This window comes from Streptomyces sp. NPDC085460 (assembly GCF_044541975.1).
Classification (GTDB): Bacteria; Actinomycetota; Actinomycetes; order Streptomycetales; family Streptomycetaceae; genus Streptomyces.
Window position 1 is genome coordinate 19,901 of record NZ_JBITTO010000014.1, and the last position, 26,398, is coordinate 46,298.

Sequence of the window (26,398 nt, forward strand, 5' to 3'; positions counted from 1 at the left end):
GGGGTGTGTCAGGTGGTCGAGGGGTCGGGCAGGCAGTGCGGGTTGCACGGCGTTCCGGCCTCGGCGTCGCATCCTTCGCAGGGACGGGCGGCCGCCTCGAGGAGCGGGTGGAGGTCGGCGAAGGCACTGTCCGCGCCCGCGTGGGGGGTGATGCGGCCAGCGGCGATGATGTAGAGGGCGTGCGGGGCGCGGCCGGTGGTACGCACCCGGACGCCGGCGGTGTCGCCCGGGCCGCAGGCGAGGTGGGGGATCGTGAGTGTGTCTGCGGCCGGGACGACGGTGGCGCCGGCCTCGGCCAGGAGCCCGGCGAGGCGGGCGAGTTCGGCCGCGGCTGCGGCGGTGGTTGCCGGCCACACCGATACGCCGGCTCCGGCCGCGGGCTCGGCCGGGGCGGGGCTGCCGATGGGGAGCATGGTGGGGAAGGACATGTGGACTCCGAACGGTGAGTGGGTGTATCCGGTTCTGGACGGGCTGCCACAACCCGTCAGCAAAAAAACATTAACCAGCTTACGTCATTGTCGCAAGTGGCGGGGAACCTCCGCACCATGCTGAGCGGATACACTCGGAAGCGAGATACGCGTCTCGGGTCTCCCGGGTGTGTGTTTTCGGTTGGCCGGCGCCCTTGCCACCCGCCTCGGCGGAAGTGGGCGCCGGCCGCTTTCGTTCGGCGCCGCTGCGACCGGCCAGCAGCTCCCCCCTCCTTGCCTGCAAAGTTTCTCCGTGCCCGAGTGCGGGTCAGGCGCAGTCGTGGCCGGGGACGGACAGGGTCCCGTCGGGAGAGGTCTCGACGTGGGCGGCGAGGTGGGCGAGGACCTGCTCCGGGGTCAGACCGGAGCGGGCGGCGGCGCGGTGCAGTGCGGCGGCCTGGTCGGCGGTCAGCCGGAGCTGGAGGGTGACGGCGGAACGGTCTTGGCGGCGCTGCTCCTGGTGCGCGGCGAAGGCGTCGAGCCGCTGCTGCCGGTATTCCTGCCGCTCGCGGGCCCACTGGGTACCGGTAGCATCGTCGGACGGCTCGTACACCGCGCGACCGGACACCTCCAGGAGGGTGTGGATGCGCTCCCATTCGGTGTGCTTGGCCGCCCAGGTCGCTGCAAGACGGTGAGGGTCGGCAGCCACCAAGCCGTCGACGTCGTGCTGGAGGACGTGTCGGGTGCCGGCTGCGGTCTCCCGCTTCCGGCGGGCCGCCTCGGCGACCTGCTCGGCGACCTGGGTGATGTCCAGGCCGTCCGCCTGCCGGCGGACGAAGTCCCGGGCCACATCCTGCGAACTCCAGATGCTCATCCCTCGGTTCCTTCCTCACCAGCGGACGCGGGCGTGCGACTCGCTGACGAGCCAGACGGCGGGCAGCCGCCGCCTGGCTCTCCTCGCGCCGGACCGGTGTCGGCCTGGAGGCCAGACGACGCAGACGGCAGTAATGGTGTCGGACGTATGCCGCGCTGTGCCCGCCGGACGCTCCGGCAGCCTCCGACCAGCTTTCGGCGCCGCGACCTTGCTAGCCGGTCACAGTCCGAACTCGACGTTGTGAAGGTTGTTCATGCGGATCTCGTCCAGTCCCGCGGCTCGGGTGCCGCCCTGCTGGAAGTAGTCCTGGCGCAGCGACTCGGCGACGGCCTGGCGCATCCTGTCCTCGGTGTCGCCCTGGGCGGCGAAGATCCGCTCGGCGCTGGCCGGGGACAGGGCGATGGTGATGTGACGATCGCGGGCCTGGTCGGTCTTGCGCTCGTCGGCCACGTAGCCGAGGTTGGCCCGGATGTCGATCATCAGGCCGCGAGCGGCGGCCTGCTTCTTCGCCCGTTCCTTCACCTTCGGCTGCCAGCGCTTGCGTACCTCTTCCTTCAGCTGGCCCGCGACCTTGGCCCGGGGGTGCGTGATCTCTCCCTTCAGGTACCGCTGGACGGTACGCGGGGAGACTCCGAGGAGGTCCGCTGCGGCCTTGGTGCTCTTGAGCTTCTCCACCAGGAACCGCGCCTGCGCGCCGACGGACTGCGGCGGCTTGCGGGTGACCGCCTTGTCCAGGACCTGCTCCAGGCCCTCGCCGATCGACTTGACCACCATGGTCTACTCCCCTGTGTCCCCGGTCCGCTGACCGGACTTGATGTTGCGGGCGAGGTTGAGAAGCGGGTTGTCGAACCTGCGGCGGAAGGCGTCCGCCCATTCCACGCTCTGGGTCCCTTCGTGCTTGACCATCCCCGGGGAGACGCCGATCCGGAAGCTGCCCGGGATGGTCTTGCCGCCGGTGTAGGGCAGGACGTCGAGCGGGGACGGGCCGTTCGCGGCGTAGACGGCGCAGTCGGACAGGACAGAGACGGGGTAGCGGCCGGTGGCGGCGGCCAGGGCGACCAGCTTGCGGTGCATGCCGATCCTGGCCCGGGAGATGACCGCGGCGCGGATGTCGGGGCGCCAGGTCGGACGGGAGAGCGCTGACCACGGCTGGCCGGGCATCCAGTTGCCGCCCTGTGCCTTCTGCTGGAGTTTGCCGAGGCCGAACTTCACTGTCCCCTTGATCGCCTCCAGGACGATCGCCGCGTCGGGGTCGCGGTCCTTGCATCCGGTCATCGCCGCCAGGAAATCCTCCGGGGCGAGCCCGTCCGGCACGCCGAGGTCGGCCATCGTCGCCATGTAGGCGTCACGCAGGCGCTGGTACCAGGCGTCCAGGTAGCGGCCCGAGTCGGGGCGCAGCCATGCCTCCAGCGGCTGGACCTGGTATCCGAGCTCTACGGCGTAGGCGACGGTCGGGGTCGCATACCAGGCGGGGCCTTCGGGGCGCTCGCCGTACTGGGTGAACGGGCTGGGCAGCAGGTCTCCGCACAGGTCGACCCACTTCTTGCCGACCATTACGCGGTCGAGGTCGACGTGGGAGAGGTCGACCAGCCAGGATCCGGGGATCTTGGGGTCGAAGGCGGGGTTGACCGTGCGGACAGGCGGGGTTGCGAGTCCGACAATCGCACCGTTGGCGGCGGCGGCGAAGGCCATGTTGACGTCGATGCCCACCAGGTGGGAGTGGCTGCGGTCCTCGTCGGTCAGCGGCCGCGCCCAGTCGTACGCCTCCTCGAAGATCCGTTCCTCGGGGCCGCGCTGGTGGAAGCGTGGCAAATCGGCGAGGACGGGGTGGCCGTTGATCGCTTCGCACGGCGGCGGGTCCATCGGCTTGGCTCCGAGGGAGCCGGGGTTGTGGATGCTGTGCCGGTGGCCGTCGGCATCGGGGGCGGAGGCACGGGTCGGCGGGTGCAGCGCCGTCATCAGCTCCAGGCCGGTTACCGCGGTCGAACCGCGCGGGGTCATCACCCGCGAGGCGTACAGGCTCATCACACGGGCCAGGTCGGCGGCCGCCAGGTCGGCGGCGTTCTTCCAGGAACGGTCATCGAGCGCGTGCCAGGACGGGATGCACAGCTGGACGCACAGGCGGCGGCTGCCCTGCGCGGGACGGTAGATCCGCGCCCAGGGCCCGAATCCGCGCTGGGTGAGCTGCCACTGTGCCTTCTCCAGGTGCTTGATCACCGGGTGCGAGGCGGCGAGGCGTCCCGAGTCCTGCTCATCCTCGGTCAGGGCTTCCGGCAAGCCGAAGCGCTGCAGTGCGGACGGCGTCAGCACCAGCAGCGGGTCGGCGTCGCGGCCCGAACCGTTCAGCTTCGGGGCACCGAGCCGGCCCTTTTCTAGCGTCCACTCCACCAGTGCGGGAAGTGTTGTGGCGGGGACGTCGAGGACGAGGCCGTCGGCGCCGTAACCGACGAGCTCGCCGTCTTCGACGGTCAGAACGGCCAGCGGCCCGTTCATGAACGGGCCGTCACCGGTCGGTGCGGTGGAGCGGGCGGTCGTCTTCCGCACGGCGGGGCGCCGGGGCGCCGATGCCGGACGTGTCGTGCTGGGTCGGGGCGGGACCGGAGCCGGCTTCTCCACCGGTGTCGCCATGGATGCCGGAACGGGCACGGGAGCAGGGTTCTCGGCGGCCGGCTGCTCTTCGCGGGGTGCGGGGTACTTCCTCGCCCAGCCCTCCAGCAAGGCCAGGTAAGGGCCGCGGCGCGGCGGGCGGGGCTCGGAGCGGCCTGCCTCCCAGTTCTTCACTGTCTGCGTCGAGGTCTCCAGGGCGCGGGCGAGAGCGGTCTGGGTGACGCCAGCCGCCTCACGCAGCCGCGCCCGCTCGGCAGGCTCGGGGAACTGCGGCCCTCCGGCCAGCAGCTCCTCCACCGCCCTGAACAGGGCCTCTTCCTTCGAGTCTTTCGTCATGGGTCCACCTCCGAGCAAACCGTATCAGTTTTTACGTTGGATTTTGGGTTGAATTTTGAGAACGCCATCAAAAAGTGCAGGTAGATTGCCTGTAGTCGCAAATCCGTTTGGGTTGGAACTCGAGAGGAGTGCGGCTGGGGCACCTGGACGGTCCCATGCCCCTCTTCGCACCGGGCGGTACGTCCAGCCCGCGCCCCGAAGGTCAACAGCGCCGACGCCGCGAAGGCGCCGCAGCGAGGTCGGGCAGCACGCGGACGATGGAGGTGATGTCGGACGGGCCGGCGCGCAGCGCGCCACGACACTGACGACCATCGCGCAGACGGTCGCGGTTGCCTGTCAGGTTCCGGCCCGCTCACCACGCTCGGCGTCGCTTACCAGCTCCGGCGCGAAACCTCCGGAGCGTACGGCAGGGAGCGCCGGTCACGGACGGTGCGGGCGGGACAGAACCGTCCGCGGTTGAACAGCAGGACCGGAAGGACGAACTCCGAAGGCATGCCGTCGAAGGCACTCAGCCACGCCAGCGAAGGGTCGGGCTGAACGGGCAGGCAGATCGAGAACCGCTGCTGGCTCCGCCCGAGCCGGCCGCCCGTGCGAGCGCCGCCGGCCCGGCAGTCCTTCCGCCGCTGGTAAGTCCGGCTTGCCACTCCCTATCAGCAGGGCTATTCACCTGGGAAAACAGGGGTGTCACCTATCAGGTCCTGGGCCGTACTCACCACGGTGAGCGCCGCTTACCGCGACTCCCCTCGGTACCTGGCTTTGTCCACGAGATCGGGCTCTGGCTCAACTTCCGTGAAGCCGTACCCACCCTCGCTCTCCGGTGTCGGTAGCCCTGGTGAACCGACAGATCAGCAGCTCGTCCGGAGGTCAGCACGAACCCGGGCGGCACGGTTTCACTAAGTTGCGCCAGAACCCGAGTTTCGGCAGCACCGTCAAGGGGGCGGCCGGGGCTGGCCCGAGCCCCTGACGTACGTTCGAACGTATGACGCGCACCCTGAGATCCCAGCTGGTGGCCCAGTGAGCGGCTGGTGGGCCTACTTGGAGGAACGGACCTGCCGAGAGGTCGATGCCGACGTGCTGCGCGACCGCCGTATGCCGGCGGTCAGGTCCGTCTGGGAGGCGCTGCGCCCGCTGGGGGTTGGCCTGCACGAAGCCGAGCGGGTGGTCCACGCGCGATACGAGGCCCTGGGCGACCGCGTGCAGCGCACGCCGCCTGATCCGCTGGACCTCCCCTCGCTCGCAGCCCGCGCCGCGGCGCTCCCAGGTCGTGTGGCGGCGGTGGAGGCGCTCTGGGACGGCGATACGGTGCACGACTGGTTCGTCCTCCTGGTCGCGGTCCTGGACGCCCCAGCTGGGGACGGCCACCTGGCGACCGTGTATCACCGATCTGACGGGCCTCCTCCTGGTGTTGCCGCCGCCGAGGCCGGCCGGGCGCTGGCTGGCCACCTTCGCGTGCCTTTCCACTTCGCGTCTCCGGACGTCCCTGATGACGACGCCCCACGTTGGAGGACGATCCAACGTGTGACGGAAGGGCCGTGACTGGGGGCATGGACGGAGCGAGGCGCCCCCAAGAAGGCGGGATCACCTGGTGCCTCCCGTTCTCCGCGCGGGCGGCCAGACTGCTGGCGCGGGCGCAGGGAGCTACGTGAAGGCTCCACTGCCCAGGTACGGTCAGCCTTACCACAAGGCCCTGATCTGCGGTGGTAAGCCGGGCCTGACGTGGTAAGCGCCACGGTCACTGCGAGCTTCCACGGTCTTAACGCGGGCCGCTAGCCCGCCGGTTCCGGTCCCCGGGATGGTGCGCACCCCGGAGGGCGGCTACGGTCGCCCTACCGGCCGCCGTTCCAGGCGCCGCGCGCCAGGGAGGGGATCGTATGGGCCACGACACCGGATGGGGATGCGACCCCGGCTGGGGAGTCACCACGAACAGGACGGCGGTGCTCCGCGGCGACACCGGCTGGGGCTTCGACCCCGAGTGGGGTCTTGCCCCGGCACGGAACGTGTGCTGAATCCGCCAGGACACGTGTGAGGGCCCGCCCGGTAGATTCGGGCGGGCCCTCGCGCATGTCCTGGCGGGTCTACAAGGTGGTGTCGGCTGCCGCGGCGGCGACGGCCGCGCGGACGGCGTCGGCCCATTGGGCGTCCCGGGCGGCGCGGATGCGGTGTGCCTGGACCTGGCACCGGCCGCACAGGGGCACGAGGGAGCCCGTCTTCAGCACCGGCGTGCCACAACCGGCGCCGTCGTGCCCGGCGCACCGCGCGGTCGGCTCGGCGGCGGTGACAACGGCCGTGTCGGTGCAGTGGCGGCAGGGAGCTCCGTCCGGGGTGCGGTAGAAGTGGCACGAGGGGCACAGCTGCCAGCCGGCGCACTCGGCACACAGATCACTCCCGGCCTCCGGCGGCCGCCCGCACTCCGTGCACTCGGCCATCACCCGCCGCTGCCTCTCCTGCGCAACCCCGCGCCCCGCCCCGTCCGGGTCCGGGACGTACTCAAAGGCGGGGGCGGCGGGAAGGGCGGTGATGCGGGCGGAGACGACGGCGCCGGCACTCGTACGCACCGGTCCCTCGAAGGGGGCTGCGAGCGCTGCGAGGAGGAGCTCGGCCGTCCAGGAGGTGCAGGCGAGGAGAGTGTCGAGGCGACGGGCCTGGTCGGCGAGAGGACGGCCGGCGAGCGCGAGGACGGGCACCTGGGCACCGAGGCGGTAGAGGATGTCGAGGCCGGCCGTCATCTCCGGCCGCTGCATCGGCACCTCATCCTGCCGCTGCCCCTCGCCCGCCCTTCCGGCCTGCGGCCGGTTCCCCTCCTGCACCCGGTCGGGCCCTTCGTCCATCCGTTCATCCGTCCCGCCTTTCGCTCCTTCCCACCCCACTACTACCTGAGGGGACGGACGGACGGAGGAGGTGTCGGTGTCTGAGCGGTAGGACTGAGCGGTAAGACTGAGCGGGAGGTCGCGATCTTGCAGGTCATCCCCCGAATCCGGGTCAGAATTCTGACCCCGCGGGTCAAAATTCTGACCCCGCGGGCCAGAATTCTGACCCGCACCCTGCGGGCCGGAATTCTGACCCGCCCCCGCCGCACCGGTCTGCGCACCCTTCCCGCCCTCTTCCTGGCGGGCCGCGCGGCGAGCCCGGGCCAGGTCCAGCTCCCGCTCCCGGGCCGCGCGCGCCGACCGCTCAGCGGCCGGGCGGATCTCGTCCAGCACGTCGAACGCATTACGCGGACCCGCGTAGCTCCGGCGGGGCATCAGATTGATCCGCATACGCAGCTGCTGCCCGGCGGCCAGAGCCCGCGACGACGACGTCAGCCGGCGCCCCTCCGGAGTGGTGACCAGCCCGACCCTGGTGAGCTGGTCGAGCAAACCGCGGATCCGCGAGACGCTCGACGGCTCCGGCCGCTCCCCCGGCGCCACCGCCTTGCGCGGCAGCAGGTGACACAACTCGGCGATGGAGAGCTTGCGGACCGGGCCGTGCTTGTCGATCACCAGCGAGCGCAGGATCAGGTAGAGACGGACCGCTGGATCGCCGAGCTCCGGGCAGACCGCGACCCAGTCGCGCACCTGCGAGGCGTACCAGCCGTCCTCGTCGGTCGGCGGGTACAGCTCGACGGCGGACGGGGTGTCGTGGGTGGGCACGGCCGGCCTTCCTTCCACCCCGCACAGAAACGGGGGATGCGGTGCAGCCCCGGCAGGGGCGTCGTACGAGGTCACCGCATGCTTCGTCCGTGCTCTCACCACCAGGCTGACCGCCGACATCCGCCCGCAGTCACAAGCCCATAACTCCTGTTGGTAAGCGCGGCCGGCCGGTCACCGGCAGCTCGGCAGCGACTGAAGCGACTCAAACCGCTGCATCCCGCAACAACCGCGTGTCAGGGACGGTTTCCCCGTCCGGACAGCGTGAGGCGGGCGACTTCCTGCTCCAACTCCTCGATGCGGACGGCCGACCGGGCGGCCTCGTCGAGGAGACGCCGGATCTCATCCTCCAGCCGGCGCACCAGCTCGATGACGCTCGCCCCCGCCTCGGCGGTGACGGTCCGGGCGGACTCCAGACGGCCGACAGCAGCGGCCGTCGCCTCCGCCGCAGCCTGCCTCTCCCGGCGTTCCTTCTCCCGGAAGGCGGCGACTCGGTGGTGGGCCGGGTCGTCGCAGTATTTCGCGGGCCGGCCTGGCTGCGCCGGGTCCTTCGGCGCCGGCGGCCGGGTACAGCCGGGAAAGGCACACTGAGGGCCCGGTGCGGTGGGGAAGGTCCCGGCCTGGTGATGGCTCATCGGTGCGGCTCCTGGTGCTGAAGGGGACGTCGGCAGCGCGCTGGACCGGCTCCCGGCAGGTCCGCCACCCGTTCCAGCGTTCCTCGGCGGGCGGGGACTCGTCGAGGAGTTCCCCATCCTCTCAGCGCAGAACGGCCGGGCCGGCCGCGTCCTCGTCCTCGCGGTAGCGGGCCCCTGCGTAGACACGGGTGGGGGCTTCGCTGGCTCACGTCCGTGCGCCCGTGCCGGTGTCCCTGCAGCACGAGCCAGGCTGCGCAGCGCCGGTCATGCTGCGGTCGGATCGTTGTGGCGGGCGGCGTAACCCGGGCGGATGTATGCGCGCGGTTCGGCAGGACACAGTGTGGGAGGCGGGAGGACCGGGGGTCGTACCCTGCTCGCGGTCCTACCCGGCGAGGGCGAGCACGGCGCTGGTGCCCCTCTGGACGGCCTTGTCGCCCTCGGGGGGGTGTGGAGCGCGGCGCAACAGCTGGTCGCACGGTTGCGAATGCGTACCAGGTCCTCGTCCTTCTCCTACAGTGCGGTGGCGCCAGCCCAGGGGGAAGGACATCGAGGACGCCTCGGGAGAGGGGACGGTGGTCAGGCAGCGGCGGCGTATTGCTCGGGGTACTTGCGCAGGGTGGTGAGGCGGCCGCGCTGGGATCCGATGCCGAGGTGGGCGAGCGGGGTCCGGGCGTCGGGCCAGACGGCGAGTCCGCGCTGGGTGTACTTACCTGGGGTGAGCAGGACGACGTCGGCTGCGTCGCTGATGCCGAGGGCGCCGGCCTGGGCGCGCAGTTCGTCCTCAGTGACGCTGCCGGGATCGTTCCAGGTGTGGTCGTAGGGCTCGATCTCCTGGCTGAGGGTCAGCAGGCCGTGAAGCGCGCTGAGAATCAGGACGGTCCCGCCGGTGGCGGTGAGGGCATCTGCGGTCCGGCGGGCGTGGGTGTGGAGGGGGCCGGTGTAGATGCGGCCGGCCTCGGCCCGATGGGGGAGCTTGGATCCCGAGCATGGGATCACCACGACCGGGCCGGTCGTGGCGGCGTCCTCGGCGATGGCGCCGGGCTCGGTGTCGAGGGCGTCCCTCAGGGCTTGGGCCCGCTCGGCCTGACGGATCGCCAGGGCGCGGGCCTCGTCGTGGTGCTGCGTGTGGAGACCGGAGCGGCGAGCGTCGTCGAGGAGGCGGGTGGCCTCGGCCGGGTCGTACGCCTCGGTGATGTCCACCCAGCCGTAGACGGCGATGCCGCCGGCGATGGCGTCGACCTGCTCCCAGGGGGCGAGCGCCTGGTCGACCACGGTGACCTCGTCGGTGTCCTCCGGGCGGGCGAGCACGCGGGCGGCTGCGAGGAAGGCGGCGGCACGGAATGCGCGGGCGGCGGCACGGCGGCCGGCCGCGTCGAGGTTCTCGATGTGGGGCTCGGCGATCGCACGGCGCGACCAGTGGCCGTAGGAACGGGCGGCCTGGGTCGCGAGGGTTTCGGTGTAGTCGATGATCCGGGGCAGGGCTGCGACGTACCGGGCCACGGACTCGGCGTCCCCGTGGACCGTCAGAACCCGGGGCAGCCACGTGATGCGCTCCTCCCCCGTGTAGGTGCCGCGCTTGATCACGCATACCTCGCGGGTCTCGACACCGAACGCGGCGGCGAACTCCCGGGCGGCCTGCGCGCGGACCTTGCCCTTCCCGCCGCCCTCCGCGAACTCCAGCCGGGTCTCGGCGCGGTAGCCGAGGCGCAGGTCGAGCGGGGAGGCGGTGAGGTATCCGGCGAGCCGGCGGTCCCGACGCTCCGCTCGCGCGGCGCCGAATCCCTCGTTCTCCAGCGGCCTGTTCACGATGGTGCCCCTTTGTGCGGTCGGTGTGGCTGAGCCTCATCATGTTTCGTTTCATTTCGTTACGTCAATTTGTTTCACCCTGAGGGGTGACGAAATGGCAGTTGCCGCCCCGCCCCTCCGACCGCCGTCTGCGGTTCAGGGGCGAGCGCCGCCACCCGCGCCCCGCCAACCCGACGGAACGTCCCACGCCCCCTCAAGGATCCAGATCTCCGCCAGGCCCCGGCCTCCGTTCTCCGCCGCGGGCAGGCACGGCAGGCAGCGGTGCTGTCGGGCTCGGTCACCGGAAGCGCCCGTTGCCAGATCGGGAAGCGGCACGCCGGTCCGGCTCATGCCGATGAGGCGTTCCTCGGCCTCCCGCCGCCGGTGATGTCCTCAAGGCTGCCGGGCCGATAGCACAGGAGGGAGAGGGCGGTCTGGGGATCCTGGTCCGTTAGCCTCAGCCCAGTGCGGGTCGACCAGTTCGGGGAACCCGGCGAACAGGTCCGCGGCGTCGGTCCCGTACGCGCGCTCCTCGTACGGGAAGTCAACCGCGGTTTCCCGGTAGACGTACCGGTCGGCCAGGTGCGCCGCAGGGACAGGGCGTGAGTCGCGCTGATTTCATCGGGTCATATGGGGGCCACTGCTCCGGCATGAACGGGAGCCAGGTGTAGGCCGTTCGTGGCGGGATGTACTCAACCGTGGCCGGTGTTCTCCGGCGAGATTGAGAGCCACTGATCGGGTGACCCGGTGGCGCTGGGCGGAGTGCCCCAGGGAGATGGTGCAGGGCTGTGGGTAGCTTGTCGGTGCGGGCCCGGGTCGCCTCCCTGACAAGTCGCGGCCGGGGCCTCACCCTCATCATGGGTCCAGCCGCGATGAGATGAGCCTTCCGGGTCAAGCAGGCTCATTAGGGGTTGCAGGAGGAAGATCAATCCATCCCCCACACAGTCCAGCGTGGCCGCCGCCATATCCGCACCGACCCAACTCGACCCAGCCACCGGGGCCAGCAAGCCAGTCGAGAAATTCGTTGAACGCCATGCCTCGCCTTGCCGTGCACTGGACGTCGGGTGTGCCAGCGCGACGGACTGCTATCGCGTAGCCCCGGCTCGCGAGTCGAACGGCACCGCCGATCGGCGCAAGTATCAGGACGGCGGCCAGGCGTAGCAGGCCCACAACCATCGCGGCGGCGCAGAGGACCACCATGAAACCGATCATCCCCCAGCCGGAGAGAATCGCCCCCACCAGTTCCACGACCCAGTCGATGTACTCAGTCATTCCCCCACCACGTCCTCTCGGCCGGATAGTAGTGGAGTGCCCCAGAGAAGGAGACAGGGCGTGACAAAGGGATGGGCCTGTGGAACCACCCTCGTGCTGGTCGTGGCGTGTCAGTCCGGGGTGGGGAAGAGGGATTCCTGGGTGGTCTGGAGGCGGTAGGACTCGGTGCCGGTCTGGATCAGCGTGCAGCGGAAGGTGATCCGGTCGGCGATGGCCGCGCAGAGGCGGGCGTCGCCGAAGGTCTTGTCCCACTCGGTGAAGGGCGAGTTCGTGGCGACCGCGGTGGCTTTGCGTTCCTCGCGTTCGGTGAAGATCTGGAACAGCAGCTTCGCGCCCTTGCGGTCGAGGTTGAGATATCCGAACTCGTCTAGACACAGCAGGTCGATCTTGCTGTAGCGGGCGATGACCGAGGACAGACGGCGGGCCGCGTCAGCCTCGGCGAGCTCGTTCACCAGCGCGCTGGTGGTGGTGTAGCGGACCGACAGGCCGGCCTCGGCGATCGCGGTGCCGATCCCGATCAAGGTGGGACTTGCCGGTACCGGAGTCGCCAATCAGCACCAGCGGCCGGCCCTCACGGACCCAGGTGGGGGACTTGAGGTCCGCGACGACCTCGGGGGTGACGTTCGGGTTCTTCGCGAAGTCGAAGTCCTCCAGCCGCTTGGGCCTGGGGAAACGGGCCAGCCGCAGCAGCCGCTGCTGACGACCGTCCAGTCCCACCCAGCCCGCCGGCCACCTGCAGCAAACCGTCCACAAGCTCCCCCGACAGCGGCTCCAGCTCCCTCATGACGGCCGCGACTGACTCGGGGCGTTCCGAGATCCGCCGTCGTCGTCAGGTGCAGAGCGCCGATGCACGGCTTCGGCGGGACGTCACCACTCGCCAGTGCGACGCGGTCGACGCTCCTGCCCAGCAGCTCTTCGCACGGGGCACCATCGCGGACGGGGTACGCGGTCAGCTCGCGCTTGTCGGTGTCGAGAACGGGGAGTTCGCCTCACAGCTGGGGCGGCGCATCGACGGGTGCCAAGCCCAGGTGCGGTTCGTCCAGGCCCCACGCCCAGGTGACCTTCCGCAGATCCATACGAGCCTCACCCGCCCACCCACCTTGGCCATGGACCCCCACGGGCGGTGCCTCCGAGGAGGCACCGCCCGCCCTGATGTAGCTGTCGACTGTCACGCCTCCTGTCCGCCCTGCGCGCACACCCTCATGCCCTCCCTATGCGCCCTCGGACCCGCCCCGGGCAACAGGAACTGCTGCTACTTCACCAGCCCCTTTCCCTTCGCCAGTACTACGCCAGCCACTCCATCCGAGGGCAACTGTCCAGTCCGGGCCCCCAGGGCCCGGACGGTCAAGCTCGCAGGCCCTGGAGCTTGCGGAAGGGCCTGCGAGCTTGAGGACAGGCGGCAGCGTGGGCGGTCCAGCGCGCCCTAGGCGCTGGCGGGGGTCTGGGGGCAGGTGCCCCCAGCGGGGGTTCCGGGGGCTGGCCCCCGGCAACGGTCTGCGCGTTCAGGCCGTCCGGCCGTGCCACCGGGGCCGTCTCTGTGGCTGATTGCGTGAAAGCGGTCGCGCGGCGACGGCGCGTCAGGCTTGCCCGAGGCTTGCTACCCGGGTATCACGCGCGCGCGTTCTATAGAGGAGATCGCCACGTTTTCGCAGGTCAGAGCTCCGGGCGCCAGATGATATGTCAGCTCAGGGCTGACATAACTCGTCTTCGTCGTCAGCAGTTCCTGACCGATCACATGGGTTTGGTGGCAGTACTGCCACCAAGAGTGCAGCGGAGTGTCGGGCTCGGGTCGACGCCGAGCAGAAAGTGAATGTCAGAAGGAGCTGACGTTCCGGCGACTTCCGTGCTGCCCCTGCCGTGTTTTGGGCCCCTCGACGGCAGCGCAGCGCCGCAGCTGCCGGGCACGCCGTCGCGTCGTCGGCGACGTCCCAAGCCACCGCCGACCGCGTACGGCAGGACGCCGGGCACCAAGGTCGATCTGCCGCCGGGCCATATCGCCCAGCTGATTCCCATCGGATCCAGCACTGGCTTCATCGGGGACTCGTTCTCGATGGACAGCCTGGAATTCATGCGCTGGGCCGCGAAGCGGTACGACGAGGACCGGTTCGTCTTGGTCGTGCTGCTCACCTTGATGGGCTCGCAGAAGCCCGGCGGCCAGATCGAAGCCACCCACGAGGATGTCGCCAAGGCCCTCGGGTACAGCCGGCCCCACATCAGCCGGGTCTTCAATGTCCTGGAGGCGGACGGAGCTCTGCGGAAGGTCAAGCGGGGGCTGTACCAGCTCAATCCGGCCGCATCACTGCGGGGCGGTTTCCACGAACCGCGCAAGGGCGAGAAGCGGTCCAAGCCGAGTATCGGGGACCGGGTGGAGCAACTGGATCTCCTGCGGGAGATCATGGAGGATCCGAACGCGCCCGAGGCGTTTCGGGCGATGGCTGCTCCCGGTGCGAAGCTTGAAGTGCCCAAGGGGTCGCGGGGAAGGGAAGGCCAGGTCATGACGTCAGCTGCTGAGGAATGGGCGCCGCGCCGTGTGCTGTGGGGCAGCTTCAACGGGCTCGCGTACGTACCGCGGCTGCCTCCCACCGCCTACACCCTGCTGCTGCACATGATGAGCGAACAGGAAGCCGGCGGTCTCGTGGTCGCCACTCACGATGAGCTCGCCACTGGCCTAGCCCTGGAACGCGGCATGATCAGCCGCGCCATGCCCCACCTGGTGGCCGCCCGGCTCGTCACCGTTGTACGCCGTGGACGCTTCCAGCTCCACCCGGCGATCTCGGCCTTCGCCGACCCCCGCGACCAGCAGCGTGCCATGCGGGCCCTGCCCAGAGACTTGCGGCTGGACGTCGGCGACTTCGAAGACGAATACGAGCGCCGCTTCCAGCTCCACCTGGACGAGAAGGCCCGCAAGGCCGCCGCCAGGGGGAAGGGAAACGTACGCCGCTCAAGCCCGCCCCGCTCAAGCCAGTCCGGTAACCACGTCTCCGAACGATTCGGCGCCGCCCCTTCCGGCGGCGCCGAACCTGTATGCCGGACGCCGATACGCCAGAGGCCGTTCGGAGTGAGTGAAGGTCGCGGTGGACCCGACGACCCCGGGTTGCTGGCGCTGCAGAACGCCATTGCTGTGGTACTTTCCGTGATGCCCGGCCCCTGACGCGGCCGGCTCTGGGCGCCACCCCGGTCCATCAGGCGCCGTCAGACAACCTCGTCGTATTGCCCGTTGTTGGACTCATCGCCTGAAACGCCGATGTGCTGTTGTGCGCCTTGCCGCCTGGACCGGGGGCTGCTGTGAAAGGAGCACCGCCGGCATGTTCGACCTTCACCTGCTTAGCGACGCCACCTCCCAGATCACGGGAGAGGACCTGCGCAGGGCTCGCCTCCGCCTGGCCGCCACCGATCGTTACGACCGGCTCGTCCCATCGGCAAGCGCGGCCCAGGCGCTGCTGGAGTCCGTCATCCTTACCGCCCTCGGCGCCGGCACCGGCCCGCAGCGGACCCGCCCCTTCGGAATCCGGGAAGCCCATCCGATCTTGGTCCCGGGCAGGTATCCCGGCAGCCAACTGGAACTCCGTGTCGAGTGCCAGGCCGATGTCCAGGCCCTGCTGGACCACCTGCCATACCAGTCGAAGCGAGGAACCTGGCGCGGCACCCGGGGCCTCATGGTGCAGATCATCGGACGCTCTCTCCACTTCGGCCTGCGGGACTGGGCCTACGACAGGCCATGGGACACTTCGGAGCCCCAGGTAACGGTGACCCTCCCTCGCGAAGAAGATCTTCCGGAGCTGCTTACCGCGCACACGGAGCGGATTCGTACTCAGGCTGGCACCCCTCGCTGGGACGTCGCCGCGCCCGAGCCGGGGCCCAAGCGCGCGGAGCCAGCCAGCCGCAGTCTCCTGCGCCAGCTTTCTCCCGCGTCCGCTCTGGGCAGCGCGCTCCTGCGGCGCCCGCGACTGTGGGACCGACTCGCCGGACACACCAGCATCACGGTCAGCCCACAGACCGACGGGGACGGCGTGGAGTGGACCGTCGACCGGACCGTGAACGGCGACTCCTTCGACGAGGACCGGTTCATCAGCCTGCTCACAGACCGCGTCGTCGGCTGCGGCCTGATCCTCATGGATCACACGTGTACCCCCCAAAGCTGCGTTGTCCGCCTCAGCCCCGCGCCGATCCCTCGCAACAACCACAGCCCGCTCGTCGTCCGCAGCCGTCGAGTTCCGGCCTCGACCGCTCCGTCTGCCCCGAAGACCGTGGTCGCCATCGGGGAGCGGCGTGCGACCGCCCGCCCCGTCCGCCCCGTCCGCTCGGCAGCACCCCGTGTCCGGGACGGCCGGGTGATTCTCCTGATGTCCGCCGACCAGTTCTCCGGCCTGCGAAGGCACCTGGGGAGGGAGGAGCTGGCGCGCGTGGCCGAACAACTCGCGGCAGTGTGGGCGGCCCAGGGCCGACACACCGCTGTGCTCCGGCTCCCGCGGGACGAGCCGTTCTCGCTGGTGGGGTCCAGTCGGTCCTCAGCCGCTCCGTCTACACCGGCCGATCCTCCGGCTTGGCGGACGCTGCGTCTGGCCCCGCCTCCGGGAAGCCTGTGGAGCGGCGAAGCCGATCCCATGGATCTCGGGCAGACTGTCGCGGTTGGCGACGCACGCCGACGTTTCGACTGCACCATCCTGCCCTCAGAGACCTGGGCCGACGTTCACGTCCTCCGCGAACTCGCCGACTTCAGCCTGCTCCTCCACCCCACGTCCCCTTACCCCCGGGAGATCACGATCGGAGGAACCGGGCCCGGTGCGAAGACCATCTCCCTGACGGCCTCGGAGGCCGCCAGTCAGTGGCGCGCCGAGGAACTCGGACGGTGGAGCCTGCCAGTCACAGGGCTGCTGCTCCAAACGGGATGGCGGAAGGAGGAACAGCCCCTCGACGATTTCGACGGGCAGGTCGAGCAGCACCTCAGCCGTTTCGGCACTCCAGTCGTCGGCCGCTTCCCCTACAGCGGATATGCGGTCCGCGGTCCGGGGCACAGCGATCACCCTCCGACGGTCCTCGACCCTGAGACCACGGAGCCACTCCATGCCCAGATGATTCGTGCCGCTGACGAACTCGCGGAGCGGCTGAGCCTCTTCTCCCCCACGCTCCCGCAGAACGAGAGAGGAGCGCCACATGCATCGTCATAGCCGGGGAAGAGACGCGCGCCTGCAGTTGAAATCGCACAGCAGGCTGCGGTCAGGCTCCCCGGCCTGCGGCGCCGAGAGTCTCGGCGCCGCAGCGCCCGGCGATGTGCCACCACTGGCCGTGCTCCCCGGGACGCGGCCCGTCCGCGGCGCACCCGACCTGTCGGGCCGTGCGTTGTGGATGCAGAGGCCCCCGCGCAGCTGCCCGGGGGCCGAGAGGAGATGAGGACGTCATGGCACGTACGAAGGCCCGGCCGCTGGGCCACTGCACCCGCTGCACCCGTGCGTGCTGGAGGAACGCGGACGACGCCTCGCGCTGGAACTTCGAGTTCACGCAGGGGCGCCCGGTCGGATACCTCTGCCCCGAGTGCCAGACGCCTGAGGAGAACGCCGAGGCGGAGGTGAAGGCGGCGACGCTCGACTACGCCAACACGGCACCGGACGCCGACGGCCGGCAGAAGGTCGCACCGGTCGGCGGCTGGCACACCGTGACCGCCCTGGAGCACCCGCTCGTACGCGAGGACAAGTCCGTCCACCTCGCTCTCGCGGTCGAGTCGGCGGAGCTCCGCATCGCCGTCGGTCCGCAGAGCGACGCTCGCCTCCACGAACTCTTCGAGGAGCCGTGCGCGACGGTCGTCCGCACGGCGCTGGAGCGGGAACAGGCCCGGCCGGGACACCGCTCGATCACCTGCAACCCGACGGCCGGCCTCGGGCCGGACACCGTCCTGCTCGTCGAGGACCACGCCCTGTGCGAGGACGGCGAGGACCGCGGCGAGCTGATGCTCTCCTTCTCGCCCTCGCTCAACCCCTACCTCCTGGCCGCCTTCGCCCCGCCAGTCGCGGAGACCATCCGCTCGGTTCTCCAGGCTGCCTGAGCGTCGGACGGATTTCGGGCTCTGACTACGAGGTTCCGCCGATCTCGGCCCGCAGCTGGACGGCGAGGGCGCGGGCCTTCTCCGCCTGGGCGGCAGCTTCGGGACGGCCCTCCTCAACAGCGATCCGGTCCAGCAGGGCCGCTTTGCACTCGGTCAGCCGGAGGCGCGCAACGGGGTCCGGGCCCTTGTACGTGTCCCGGTACAGGTGCTTGAGACCGTCGAGGAGCTGGCTCATCTCGTCCAGCAGGGAGAGCGTCGGCAGGCCGCCGGTGACGGTGCGCTCGCCCTCGCCCCGCTCCTTCGCCCACTCGTCCAGTTGCTGCCCGGCGTCGATCGGCGCGTACGCGGCCTGGTGCAGACGCAGGTACTCGTAGGTGGACCGGGCGCACCTCCTGGGCCTGGTGGACCAGGCCGAGCGCGGCGCCGACCTCGTCGCCGGGCTCAGCGTTCTCGTCGCTTCCGGTCGGCAGACCCCAAGTCGGCTCCACGTCTCCGCGCCGCCCCGTCACATCCCCGAGTCGTCCCGTGGCGTGGAGTGACCAAGTGGCGTGTTCGATTTTTGTTCGACTAGCGTGGAAGGTGCCAAGGTCATTGGTACTGGTTTAGGGGGTTATGGCAGGAGGGTGTGGTGGCTGCGGTTCCGCATCTGCATGTCGCGAGCGGCTTCTCGGCCCGTTTCGGCGCCTCCCACCCTCATGACCTGGTAGCCCGGGCCGCCGAGCGGGGCATCGGCACGCTGGCGCTGACCGACCGCGACACGGTCACCGGGACGGTCCGTTTCGCGAAGGCCGCCGCTGCGGCTGGGATCAGGCCGCTCTTCGGCGTCGACCTCGGCGTCGCCTCCCACTCCCCCGCCGAGCCCGTAGTCCGGCGCCGGACGCCGGTGCGCGGCGGGACTCACGTTCCGGAGGCGCCGTTCAGGGCGACGCTCCTGGCCCGAAACGTGGCGGGGTGGGGGCGGCTGTGCCGGCTCGTGTCCGCATCGCATGCCGCCGCCTTCTCCGCCGGGGTGCCGCCGCAGGCATCGCGGGAAATGCTCGAGGACTTCGCGGGCGTGGACCTGGTGGTCCTGCTTGGCCCCGCGTCCGAGCCGGTGCGCGCTCTCGCCGCCGGCCGCGGGGATGTCGCCGAGCGGTTGCTGCGGCCGTGGATCGCGACGGTTGGTGCGGGGCTGCGGCTGGAGATCGTGTGCTGGGGTCTTCCCGGGACGGGTCCGGGATCGGTCCGTCTTGCCGCGCACACGCTTCTGCTCGCGGACCGGCTCGGGATCCCGGCAGTTCTGACGAACGCGGTCCGCTACGCCGACCCGGCGCAGCACCGGCTCGCCGACGTCCTTGACGCGGCACGGCTGCTGCGGCCCGTGGACCGGCGGCGGGGCCTGGACTGCGGCGAGCGGTGGCTCAAGGACGGCGGCGCCATGCTCGCTGTCGCCGAGCGGGTCGCGGCCGCTGCCGGCGCCGGCTCCTCGCGCGCGCAGCGGCTGGTCGCGGAGACGATCGCTGTGGCGGAGGCGTGCTCGGTGGACCCAGTGCGGGATCTCGGACTGGGCACCCCTCATTTTCCCGAGCCGGCTGTGGTGGGTGCGGGGCCTGGGCCGGAGGGGGCGATGCGGCTGCTGCGGCAGCGGTGTGAGGCGGGCATGACGGCCCGCGGCCTGGACCTGGACCGCAAGGCGATGGAGCAGCTCGATTACGAGCTGGGGGTCATTGGCCGTCTGCGTTTCGAGGCGTACTTCCTTGCCGTGGCCCAGGTCGTCGCCGACGTCCGTGACATGGGTATTCGGGTCGCCGCCCGCGGCTCCGGGGCCGGCTCGATGGTGAACCACTGCCTGTTTGTGGCGACCGCGAATCCGCTGGAGCACAACCTGCTTTTCGAGCGCTTCCTGAGCGAACGGCGCACGTCGCTGCCGGACATCGACATCGACGTCGAGTCCGCGCGCCGCCTTGAGGTGTACGACCGGATCATCGAGCGTTTCGGCAGCGAACGGGTCGCCGTCACGGGTATGCCCGAGACCTACCGGGCCCGGCACGCGCTGCGCGACACCGGCCTCGCCCTGGGGCTTGCCCCGCAGGTCGTCGACCGCATCGCGAAGTCCTTCCCGCACGTGCGGGCCTGCGACATCCGCTCCGCGCTCGCCGAGCTGCCCGAACTGCGCGCCCTCGCCGCGGAAGCTGAGGGGTACGGGCCGCTGTGGGAGCTCGCCGAGGGACTCGACGCTCTGCCGCGCGGGATCGCGATGCACCCCTGCGGCGTCATCCTGTCCAACAGCACGCTGCTGGACCGGCTGCCGGTGCAGCCCACCCCCGGCGGCCAGTACCCGATGGTGCAGGCCGACAAGGAGGACGTCGAGGACCTCGGTCTGCTCAAGCTCGACGTGCTGGGGGTGCGGATGCAGTCGGCGATGGCGCACGCCGTCGGGGAGATCCGGCGAACCACCGGCCGACAGCTCGACCTCGACAGCCCCGACCACGTCCCCCTCGACGACCGGTTCGCCTTCGCCCTCATTCAGGCCAGTGACACCGTGGGCATGTTCCAGCTGGAATCCCCCGGCCAGCAGGACCTGGTCGGCAGGCTGCAGCCCCGCGACCCGCAGGACGTCATCGCCGACATCTCCCTGTTCCGGCCCGGGCCGGTGAAGGGCGGCATGCCGGCGATGTACATCGCCGCCCGTCACGGCGCAGCCCCCTCCTACCCGCACCCCGACCTCGAACCCGTCCTCCGGGACACCTACGGGGTGACGATCTGGCACGAGCAGATCATCGACATCCTCGCGGTCATGACCGGCTGCGACCGCGCCCTGGCGGAAGTCGCCCGGCGGGGGCTGGCCGACGAGCAGCGCCTGCCGAGGATCGAGGCATGGTTCCGGCATCTCGCCGCCGGCCGTGGCTACAGCGACCGAGTGCTGGACGAGGTGTGGGGCATCGTCGCCAGCTTCGGCGCCTACGGCTTCTGCCGCGCCCATGCCGTCGCCTTCGCCGTCCCCGCCCTGCAGTCCGCATGGCTCAAGGCCCATCACCCCGCCGCCCTGTACGCCGGCCTGCTGGAGCACGACCCGGGCATGTGGCCGCTGCGGGTGATCGTCGCCGACGCCCGCCGACACGACGTTGCCGTCCTGCCCGTCGACATCAGCCTCTCCCGCCCCTACTACGCCGTGGAGGAGAACGAGCGCGGGTGGGCGGTGCGTATGTCGCTCGCCTCCGTCCACGGCATCTCCGAGGACGAAGTCGCCCGGATCGCCGCAGGCCAGCCCTACGGCTCCCTGCAGGACTTCTGGTCACGCGCCCGCCCCAAGCTCCCCACCGCCGAGCGCCTGATCCGCATCGGCGCCCTCGACACGCTCAAGGGCGACGCGTCACGACGGGACCTGCTGCTGCAGGCCACCGAACTCCACCGCCACACCCGTACCCGGCCCGGCAACGGACAGCTCCCCCTCGACACCTCTCTCATCGCGGCTGCCCCGGCAGGGCTGAGGAAGATGACAGCGCGCGAGAAGCTGGAGGCCGAGCTCGGCGTGCTCAAGATCGACGTGACACGACATCTGATGGAGGACCACCACCGCCTGCTGAGGGAGATCGGCGCGACCGACGCCGCCCACCTCAAGGCGATGCACCCCGGACAGAAGGTCCTCGTCGCCGGCGTCCGCGCCTCCACCCAGACCCCGCCCATCGCCTCCGGCAAGCGGATCATCTTCGTCACCCTCGAAGACGGCTCCGGCCTCGTCGACATCGCGTTCTTCGAAGACTCCCACGAGGCATGCGCCCACACCGTCTTCCATCACGGGCTCCTCCTGGTCCGCGGGACGGTCGAAGCCCGCGGCCCGCGCCGCACGGTCGTCGGGGAGATGGCCTGGGATCTCGACACCCTCGCCACCACCCGTTCCACCCACGGCCCCCAGGCCGTCCTCGACCTCCTGGGCCAAACCCCGGCCCCCACACCCGCCGCGCCGGCTCCCGCACGGACACTCGCCGACGGCACCGCCGGCGCGCGCCTCCACCCCTACGCCGACCTCCAGCCCGCCGGCACCCGCTCCGCCGACCTCACCCACCTCGCCCACCGCTCCCCCGGCAGCGCCGGATGAACACCCCCACCGCCGCCCCCACCTCGACGCCCGCCCCGCGCCGCCGAGCGATCGCCCGCATCCGCTTCCACATCACCCGCGAGCAGCAGACCGCCGAACTGTACGAGCAACTCCTCGGCGTGATCGAAGGAATCAGCCCGCGAGTCGAGGCCCTCCCGGCCGACTGGTCCGCCTACGTCGACCTGGCCGGCGCCCTGCGCTACTGGGACCGGGACATCGACGGCCTGCTCGCCCTCATCCGCCTGCGCCTCCTCGCCCTGTACGGCGTCACGAGCTCCGCCGGCGCGGGCCCGACCCGGTCGCTCGCGGCGATGGCCGCAGCCCTCACCCCACCCGGTGCCGTGACCACCGTCCACGACACCCCCTACGAGATCGCCGCCTTCCTCCGCCCCCGCAGGGTCGGCGAGCTGCCGGGTATCGGTCCGAAAACAGCCCAGACGCTCACCCGCTACGGGATCAGCACGGTCGGCGACATCGCCGACACCCCGCCCGCCACCCTCCAGCGGATCCTCGGCACCACTGCCGCACGACAGGCCCAGGCCCTCGCCCACGGCACCGACCACCGCCCCGTCGTCCCAGCCGCGCCCGCGAAGTCCCTCAGCGCCGGACACCGCTTCGACCACGACGAGCTCGACACCGACCGGCACCAACGCACCGTCCTCGCCCTCGTCGAGGACCTCGGCACCCGCCTGCGCTCGACCGGGGAGATCACCGAAGCCCTCACGCTGACCGTCACCTACACCGACCGCACCCAGACCACCCGCACCCGCACGCTGCCCGAGGCCACCGCCCACACCCCCACCCTCACCACCACCGCACGCGACCTGCTCCACGCCCTCGGCCTCCAGCGGGCCCGCGTACGGGCACTCTCCCTCCGCGCCGAACGGCTTCGGAGCGACGACAGCGCCGTACACCAGCTGACCTTCGACGACCGCGACGAGAAACTCCACCGCCTCGAAGCCGCTCTCGACCGAGCCCGAGCCCGCTACGGCAGCAGCATCGCCGGAGCTGCCTCCGCACACCGTCACCCCAGCAAGCCGCACTCCGCCGACACTGATGCCGGCCTGCGGGCTCGCGGTACACCCGAGCGGGCGACGGAACGGTCGACACAGGCGAACGTGGGCAGGGTGGCGTGCGGAACAACCCCGAGCGTCAGGAGCACCGCATGACCGAGTCCAACTCCAGCGACCCCATCGCCGATCTGTGGCAGGCAAGGGCAGTGAAGGCTCTGGACCGAGAGGTGTTCAGCGCTTCCGGGGTACCGGACGAGCGCCGGGGCCTGGCCGTTGACGTGGTGACCGTCCTGATGAAGGCGGGGCTGCCGATCGCGGACCCCCAGGCCGACGTCTTCGACGACCGGTGCGGGGTGGCGCTGTCCGTCGTGCCCGGACCAATCGGCCTTGCATTGTCGTGGCGGCAGCACCCGCACATGGAGAACGAGGCCGGTGACGCATGGGAACGCCGGCAGTCCGCCATGCACCAGGCTCTGCGCGCAATCCTGTCGGCCCAGGGTTACCGGTTCAAGGACCAGCCCCTCGGGGAAGCACCAATCGTCATCGCACGGACCACCTAACCACGGCAGCCGTCCACGGACGTGCCGCAGCAGGTCCTTCCCCGAGATTGGGGAAGGACCCGCTGCGGATGCGGATCAGACGGCGTGCGAGGTCAGAGTGGAAGCGTTATGCCCAGTTCCTGCATGGCGGTGGATGGGGGGCCACCTTCAGAGCGCTCGGTCTTACGCCCCTTGACCGTTGGAGCGAGGGTCCGTGGGTCGACGGCCTCAGCGGGGGCTGAACTTGCATAGAGCCCGTCAGGATCCGTGTCCCGGTCGTGTGGGAGCAGCCAGAAGACGCGGCGGCGGAAGGTGCCGGAGGCGCGGGAGGCCTTCGCGGTGGTGCTGAGTACGGCGTAGCCGACCATGCGGCCGTCGCGGTGGTACGCGGGCTTTCCGGAGCGGGTGGGCAGGCGGTCGAGGCTCTGGCGGACGTAGTGGAGGAGCGAGACGTCCTCAAGCCAGACGAGGTCGGTCTCGTGCTTGAGATCGTTCTCGCTGATCAGGGAACTCATGACGTCTCCTCGTGGGCGAGCAGTCCAATGCCAGGGTAGTACTTCCTCGAATTCGACAAGATCATCTCTTTCGGGGAGGACAGCCCGAGGAGCTCGCGGGCCCTGGCTGCGAAGGTGCGGCTGTTCATGGCGAGGCAGCCCTCGCTGGTGCACCAGTTGCGGTAGGCGTCGTAGAGGGTGCGTTGCTCGGTGCGGCAGTCGGCGCTCTGGATGCAGGCTTCGTCGAAGAAGCGGCCGGTGTGGTCTTCGGTGTCTGCGTAGGCGGTGGTGGCGATGCGGACCTTGTCGGGTCCGGTGAGGTCTTTCTGGCCGCCGAGGTAGCGTCGGGCGCCGTCGATGAGCCAGTTGAGGATTCCGGGGCCTTCTTCGGCGACGAGGATGTCGGCGAGGTTGTCGATCTTGCGGTCGTCGGAGACGGTGCGTTCGAAGGGGATCAGGCGCATGCGGCGCCAGAAAGCGAAGCCGCCGGTGCCGACCTCGGGGCGGTGGTTGCCGAGCAGCCAGAGGTGGTGGGTGGGGGCGAAGGAGAAAAAGTCCTGGCGCATGCGGCGTGCCTTGATGCGGTCACCGCCGGTCAGGAGCTTGACGCGGGCTTCGTCGAACTTGTCGCCGGGCTTGACCTCGGAGCAGACCACTACCCGTCGGCCGTGGAGTTCGGCGAGGTCGGTGGGGTGGCCTTCGAAGGGGCGGGCCATGAGGAAGCCGGGCGGGGCCGCGTCGGCGTAGTCGCCGAGGAGCTTCATCAGCACGTCGAGGAGGACGGATTTGCCGTTCTTGCCGGCGCCGAAGAGGAAGGGCATGACTTGGGCGCCGACGTCGCCGGTGATCGAGTAGCCGAGGAGGAGCTGGAGGAAGGCGATCATCTCGGCGCCCTGGTCGTCGTCGCCGAAGGTGTCGTCGAGGAAGCGGCGGAACCGCGGGATCGGTGTCGCGGCCGGGCCGACGGTGGTGGAGCGGGAGTGGAAGTCCTTGTTGGGGTCGGGGACGCGCAGGAGGCCGGTGCGCAGGTCGACGATGCCGCTCGGGGTGCACAGGGCGTAGGGGTCGGCGTCGAGGTGTTCGGCCTTGAGGACCATGCCGGGGGCGGATTTGGCCTGTGCGAGCAGGGCGTTGATGCCGGAGGTGCTCAGGGAGCGGCGCCGGTGCTTGCGCAGGGCCGTCTCGGGGTGTTCGCCGGTGGGGTCGGTGACGGCGAGGTGCTCGCCGATGTCGCCGGCGGCCCACAGGACGGAGTCGTCCTCGTCGACCTGCCAGCGGGTGGTGTCCCAGCGGTACCAGCCCAGGCCTGGGACGTGGCGGTAGTCGGCCTGGTAGAGCCTGACGAAGAGTTTGGCGTTGCCGCGGTCGGTCAGGGAGTCCGGGAGCAGGCCGTGCGGGGTGGCGGGGGCGGTGTCCTGCGGGGCGGGCCTGTGCGTGTCCCCGGCCTGCTGGGGCGGCAGGACAGGGTGGGACTTGGCGATGATCTGGGCGGCCAGGTCGTGGGGGTCGAAGTCGAAGAGCATGTTCGGCTCGCCGCCGGCGGGGGTGGTCACGGGCGGCTCCCGGGGTTGAGGGGGCGCCGGGCGCCGGCGGTCATGCCGCTGCGGATGATGGCCTCGGCCCGGTGTTCCTGGCCGGGGCGGGCGTGGCGGGACGTTTCCAGTAGCGCGGTTCGGGCCTGGTGCTCGTCGAGGTGTCCTGCGGCGACGAGGCCTCCGACCGTGTACGCGGCGCGGTTGAGCTTCTCGGAGAAGCCGGCGCCTTCGGCTGTGCTCGCGCAGTCGGCGACCTCGGCGAGGACCGTGCCGAGGATAGCGACGACGGGGTCGCCTCCGTGCCGTGCGGCGGCGACGGCCTGGCGGGCGCGGCCCGGCACGGGGCGGGGCGCGGGGACGTGGGCGGCGGGCAGGTGGTGGGTGCGCTGGAGTTCCTGGGCGAGCCAGGCCGGGAGCGGGGCGGGGACGCGGGCCGTGTCGAGGGGGGTGTAGACGCCGGCGTCGGTGCGGGTGCCGGGCGCGATGATGTAGCCGCCTTCGGCCCGGATGTCGACCTGCCAGGCGAGTGCGCGGTTCTTCCCGGAGCCGGCGGAGCTCTGCCAGCGGCGGGCGTCGGTGGCGCGGTACCAGATGTGCATGCCTCCGGACGGGGTTCGGACGCGCAGCGTGGTGGTGTCCTCGGCGGGGGTCGGCTGTCCGCGGAGCGCCGCGAGGACGGCGATGGTGTGGAAGCCGGTGGTCATCTGGGACACGTCGATGTCGTCGGCGATGGTGATTCCAGGCAGGAGCCGGTTGCGGTCGGGCTGCGGGGCAGGGTGTGTGTCGAGGTCGATGACGACCAGGTCGGCCGGGCCGCAGGAGACGGCGACGCCCATCTGGGGGCGGGTGCCCCACCATTGCTGGACGCGGTGCATGTCCAGGGTGGCGGCGTGGAAGCCGTGGCACCAGCGGCCTTCCCTGCGGCACAGGCAGGTGCGGTGATCGTGTCCTGGCTGGCGGCAGGCCGCGCAGCTCGCGGCGGGAGTCTTCCTGCCTGGGGCGAGGGGGAGCACGGGCCATCCGTGGCTCACGCACCAGCGGGCCAGGGCCAGCGACTCGGGGGCCTGGGCAGCGATTGTTGAGTCGCTGGAGGAAACCCGCAGGTCAGCAGGCATTTCGTTCCCCCATCAGCGACTGAAGCGACTCAATATCGGAGA

The 26,398-nt window shown here is 70.7% G+C and carries 23 protein-coding genes; 9 read left to right on the forward strand and 14 right to left on the reverse strand.

The features are described from left to right. Positions 1-8: 8 nt before the first annotated feature. The 4 genes from ACIGHB_RS29665 to tap form a co-directional block, all read right to left on the reverse strand. On the reverse strand, positions 9-428 hold the full coding sequence (locus ACIGHB_RS29665; RefSeq protein WP_399917262.1) for a hypothetical protein: 420 nt from the start codon (positions 426-428) through the stop codon (positions 9-11). Between the two features lie 307 nt (positions 429-735). Next, positions 736-1,281: a hypothetical protein gene (locus ACIGHB_RS29670; RefSeq protein ID WP_399917263.1), complete on the reverse strand. Its 546-nt coding sequence runs from the start codon at positions 1,279-1,281 to the stop codon at positions 736-738. A gap of 219 nt (positions 1,282-1,500) precedes the next feature. Beyond that, positions 1,501-2,055, reverse strand: a complete 555-nt coding sequence (gene tpg, locus ACIGHB_RS29675) for a telomere-protecting terminal protein Tpg (RefSeq protein ID WP_399917265.1) — start codon at positions 2,053-2,055, stop codon at positions 1,501-1,503. 3 nt (positions 2,056-2,058) lie between these two features. Continuing rightward, positions 2,059-4,224: a telomere-associated protein Tap gene (tap, locus tag ACIGHB_RS29680; RefSeq protein WP_399917267.1), complete on the reverse strand. Its 2,166-nt coding sequence runs from the start codon at positions 4,222-4,224 to the stop codon at positions 2,059-2,061. A gap of 1,014 nt (positions 4,225-5,238) precedes the next feature. Here tap and ACIGHB_RS29685 point away from each other — a divergent pair. Both ACIGHB_RS29685 and ACIGHB_RS29690 read left to right on the forward strand, forming a co-directional pair. Continuing rightward, the gene (locus ACIGHB_RS29685) at positions 5,239-5,760 is read left to right on the forward strand and encodes a hypothetical protein (RefSeq protein WP_399917269.1); all 522 of its coding nucleotides are present in this window, start codon (positions 5,239-5,241) and stop codon (positions 5,758-5,760) included. Between the two features lie 335 nt (positions 5,761-6,095). Beyond that, on the forward strand, positions 6,096-6,230 hold the full coding sequence (locus ACIGHB_RS29690) for a hypothetical protein (protein WP_399917271.1): 135 nt from the start codon (positions 6,096-6,098) through the stop codon (positions 6,228-6,230). Positions 6,231-6,299: 69 nt separating this feature from the next. On the opposite strand, the gene ACIGHB_RS29695 is transcribed toward ACIGHB_RS29690, so the two are convergent. From ACIGHB_RS29695 to ACIGHB_RS29720, 6 genes are all read right to left on the reverse strand, one after another. Beyond that, positions 6,300-7,853 (reverse strand): hypothetical protein, encoded by a 1,554-nt coding sequence (locus tag ACIGHB_RS29695; protein ID WP_399917272.1) that lies wholly within the window; start codon positions 7,851-7,853, stop codon positions 6,300-6,302. A gap of 233 nt (positions 7,854-8,086) precedes the next feature. After that, positions 8,087-8,485 carry a hypothetical protein gene (locus tag ACIGHB_RS29700; RefSeq protein WP_399917274.1) on the reverse strand — a complete coding sequence of 133 codons (399 nt, stop codon included), beginning with the start codon at positions 8,483-8,485 and terminating at the stop codon, positions 8,087-8,089. A gap of 576 nt (positions 8,486-9,061) precedes the next feature. After that, positions 9,062-10,291 carry a DUF6884 domain-containing protein gene (locus ACIGHB_RS29705; protein ID WP_399917275.1) on the reverse strand — a complete coding sequence of 410 codons (1,230 nt, stop codon included), beginning with the start codon at positions 10,289-10,291 and terminating at the stop codon, positions 9,062-9,064. An 870-nt stretch (positions 10,292-11,161) separates the two neighbouring features. After that, complete coding sequence (locus ACIGHB_RS29710) at positions 11,162-11,542, reverse strand: hypothetical protein (RefSeq protein ID WP_399917277.1); 381 nt, start codon at positions 11,540-11,542, stop codon at positions 11,162-11,164. A 110-nt stretch (positions 11,543-11,652) separates the two neighbouring features. Beyond that, positions 11,653-12,063 (reverse strand): ATP-binding protein, encoded by a 411-nt coding sequence (locus ACIGHB_RS29715; RefSeq protein WP_399917279.1) that lies wholly within the window; start codon positions 12,061-12,063, stop codon positions 11,653-11,655. Continuing rightward, the gene (locus tag ACIGHB_RS29720) at positions 11,972-12,259 is read right to left on the reverse strand and encodes an ATP-binding protein (protein ID WP_399917281.1); all 288 of its coding nucleotides are present in this window, start codon (positions 12,257-12,259) and stop codon (positions 11,972-11,974) included. The genes ACIGHB_RS29715 and ACIGHB_RS29720 overlap by 92 nt, the downstream gene beginning before the upstream one ends. Before the next feature lie 1,126 nt (positions 12,260-13,385). Between ACIGHB_RS29720 and ACIGHB_RS29725 the strand changes: the two genes are divergently transcribed. The 3 genes from ACIGHB_RS29725 to ACIGHB_RS29735 all read left to right on the forward strand — a co-directional run bounded on the left by ACIGHB_RS29725 (position 13,386) and on the right by ACIGHB_RS29735 (position 17,582). Beyond that, a complete protein-coding gene (locus ACIGHB_RS29725; RefSeq protein ID WP_399917283.1) occupies positions 13,386-14,693 on the forward strand; it encodes a helix-turn-helix domain-containing protein in 1,308 nt (435 codons plus the stop codon). 154 nt (positions 14,694-14,847) lie between these two features. Then, complete coding sequence (locus ACIGHB_RS29730) at positions 14,848-16,710, forward strand: hypothetical protein (RefSeq protein WP_399917284.1); 1,863 nt, start codon at positions 14,848-14,850, stop codon at positions 16,708-16,710. A 230-nt stretch (positions 16,711-16,940) separates the two neighbouring features. Beyond that, positions 16,941-17,582, forward strand: a complete 642-nt coding sequence (locus tag ACIGHB_RS29735) for a hypothetical protein (protein WP_399917286.1) — start codon at positions 16,941-16,943, stop codon at positions 17,580-17,582. A 25-nt stretch (positions 17,583-17,607) separates the two neighbouring features. Here ACIGHB_RS29735 and ACIGHB_RS29740 read toward each other — a convergent pair whose 3' ends face one another. Next, the gene (locus ACIGHB_RS29740; protein ID WP_399917288.1) at positions 17,608-17,817 is read right to left on the reverse strand and encodes a hypothetical protein; all 210 of its coding nucleotides are present in this window, start codon (positions 17,815-17,817) and stop codon (positions 17,608-17,610) included. A gap of 139 nt (positions 17,818-17,956) precedes the next feature. Between ACIGHB_RS29740 and ACIGHB_RS29745 the strand changes: the two genes are divergently transcribed. The 4 genes from ACIGHB_RS29745 to ACIGHB_RS29760 all read left to right on the forward strand — a co-directional run bounded on the left by ACIGHB_RS29745 (position 17,957) and on the right by ACIGHB_RS29760 (position 23,233). Then, entirely contained in the window at positions 17,957-18,121 is a 165-nt protein-coding gene (locus tag ACIGHB_RS29745; protein WP_399917290.1) for a hypothetical protein, read from the forward strand. A gap of 89 nt (positions 18,122-18,210) precedes the next feature. Next, positions 18,211-21,660, forward strand: a complete 3,450-nt coding sequence (locus ACIGHB_RS29750; RefSeq protein ID WP_399917292.1) for a DNA polymerase III subunit alpha — start codon at positions 18,211-18,213, stop codon at positions 21,658-21,660. Further along, positions 21,657-22,829: a helix-hairpin-helix domain-containing protein gene (locus ACIGHB_RS29755; RefSeq protein ID WP_399917294.1), complete on the forward strand. Its 1,173-nt coding sequence runs from the start codon at positions 21,657-21,659 to the stop codon at positions 22,827-22,829. Before ACIGHB_RS29750 ends, ACIGHB_RS29755 begins: the two co-directional genes overlap by 4 nt. After that, positions 22,826-23,233, forward strand: coding sequence for a hypothetical protein (locus tag ACIGHB_RS29760; protein WP_399917296.1), 408 nt, complete (start codon positions 22,826-22,828; stop codon positions 23,231-23,233). The genes ACIGHB_RS29755 and ACIGHB_RS29760 overlap by 4 nt, the downstream gene beginning before the upstream one ends. A gap of 92 nt (positions 23,234-23,325) precedes the next feature. Here ACIGHB_RS29760 and ACIGHB_RS29765 read toward each other — a convergent pair whose 3' ends face one another. The 3 genes from ACIGHB_RS29765 to ACIGHB_RS29775 are packed head-to-tail and all read right to left on the reverse strand — an operon-like array spanning position 23,326 to position 26,356. After that, complete coding sequence (locus ACIGHB_RS29765) at positions 23,326-23,727, reverse strand: DUF6009 family protein (RefSeq protein WP_399917299.1); 402 nt, start codon at positions 23,725-23,727, stop codon at positions 23,326-23,328. Next, positions 23,724-25,229 (reverse strand): phage/plasmid primase, P4 family, encoded by a 1,506-nt coding sequence (locus ACIGHB_RS29770; RefSeq protein ID WP_399917527.1) that lies wholly within the window; start codon positions 25,227-25,229, stop codon positions 23,724-23,726. Before ACIGHB_RS29770 ends, ACIGHB_RS29765 begins: the two co-directional genes overlap by 4 nt. A 26-nt stretch (positions 25,230-25,255) precedes the next feature. Continuing rightward, positions 25,256-26,356, reverse strand: coding sequence for a bifunctional DNA primase/polymerase (locus tag ACIGHB_RS29775; protein WP_399917301.1), 1,101 nt, complete (start codon positions 26,354-26,356; stop codon positions 25,256-25,258). Between the last annotated feature and the right edge of the window lie 42 nt (positions 26,357-26,398).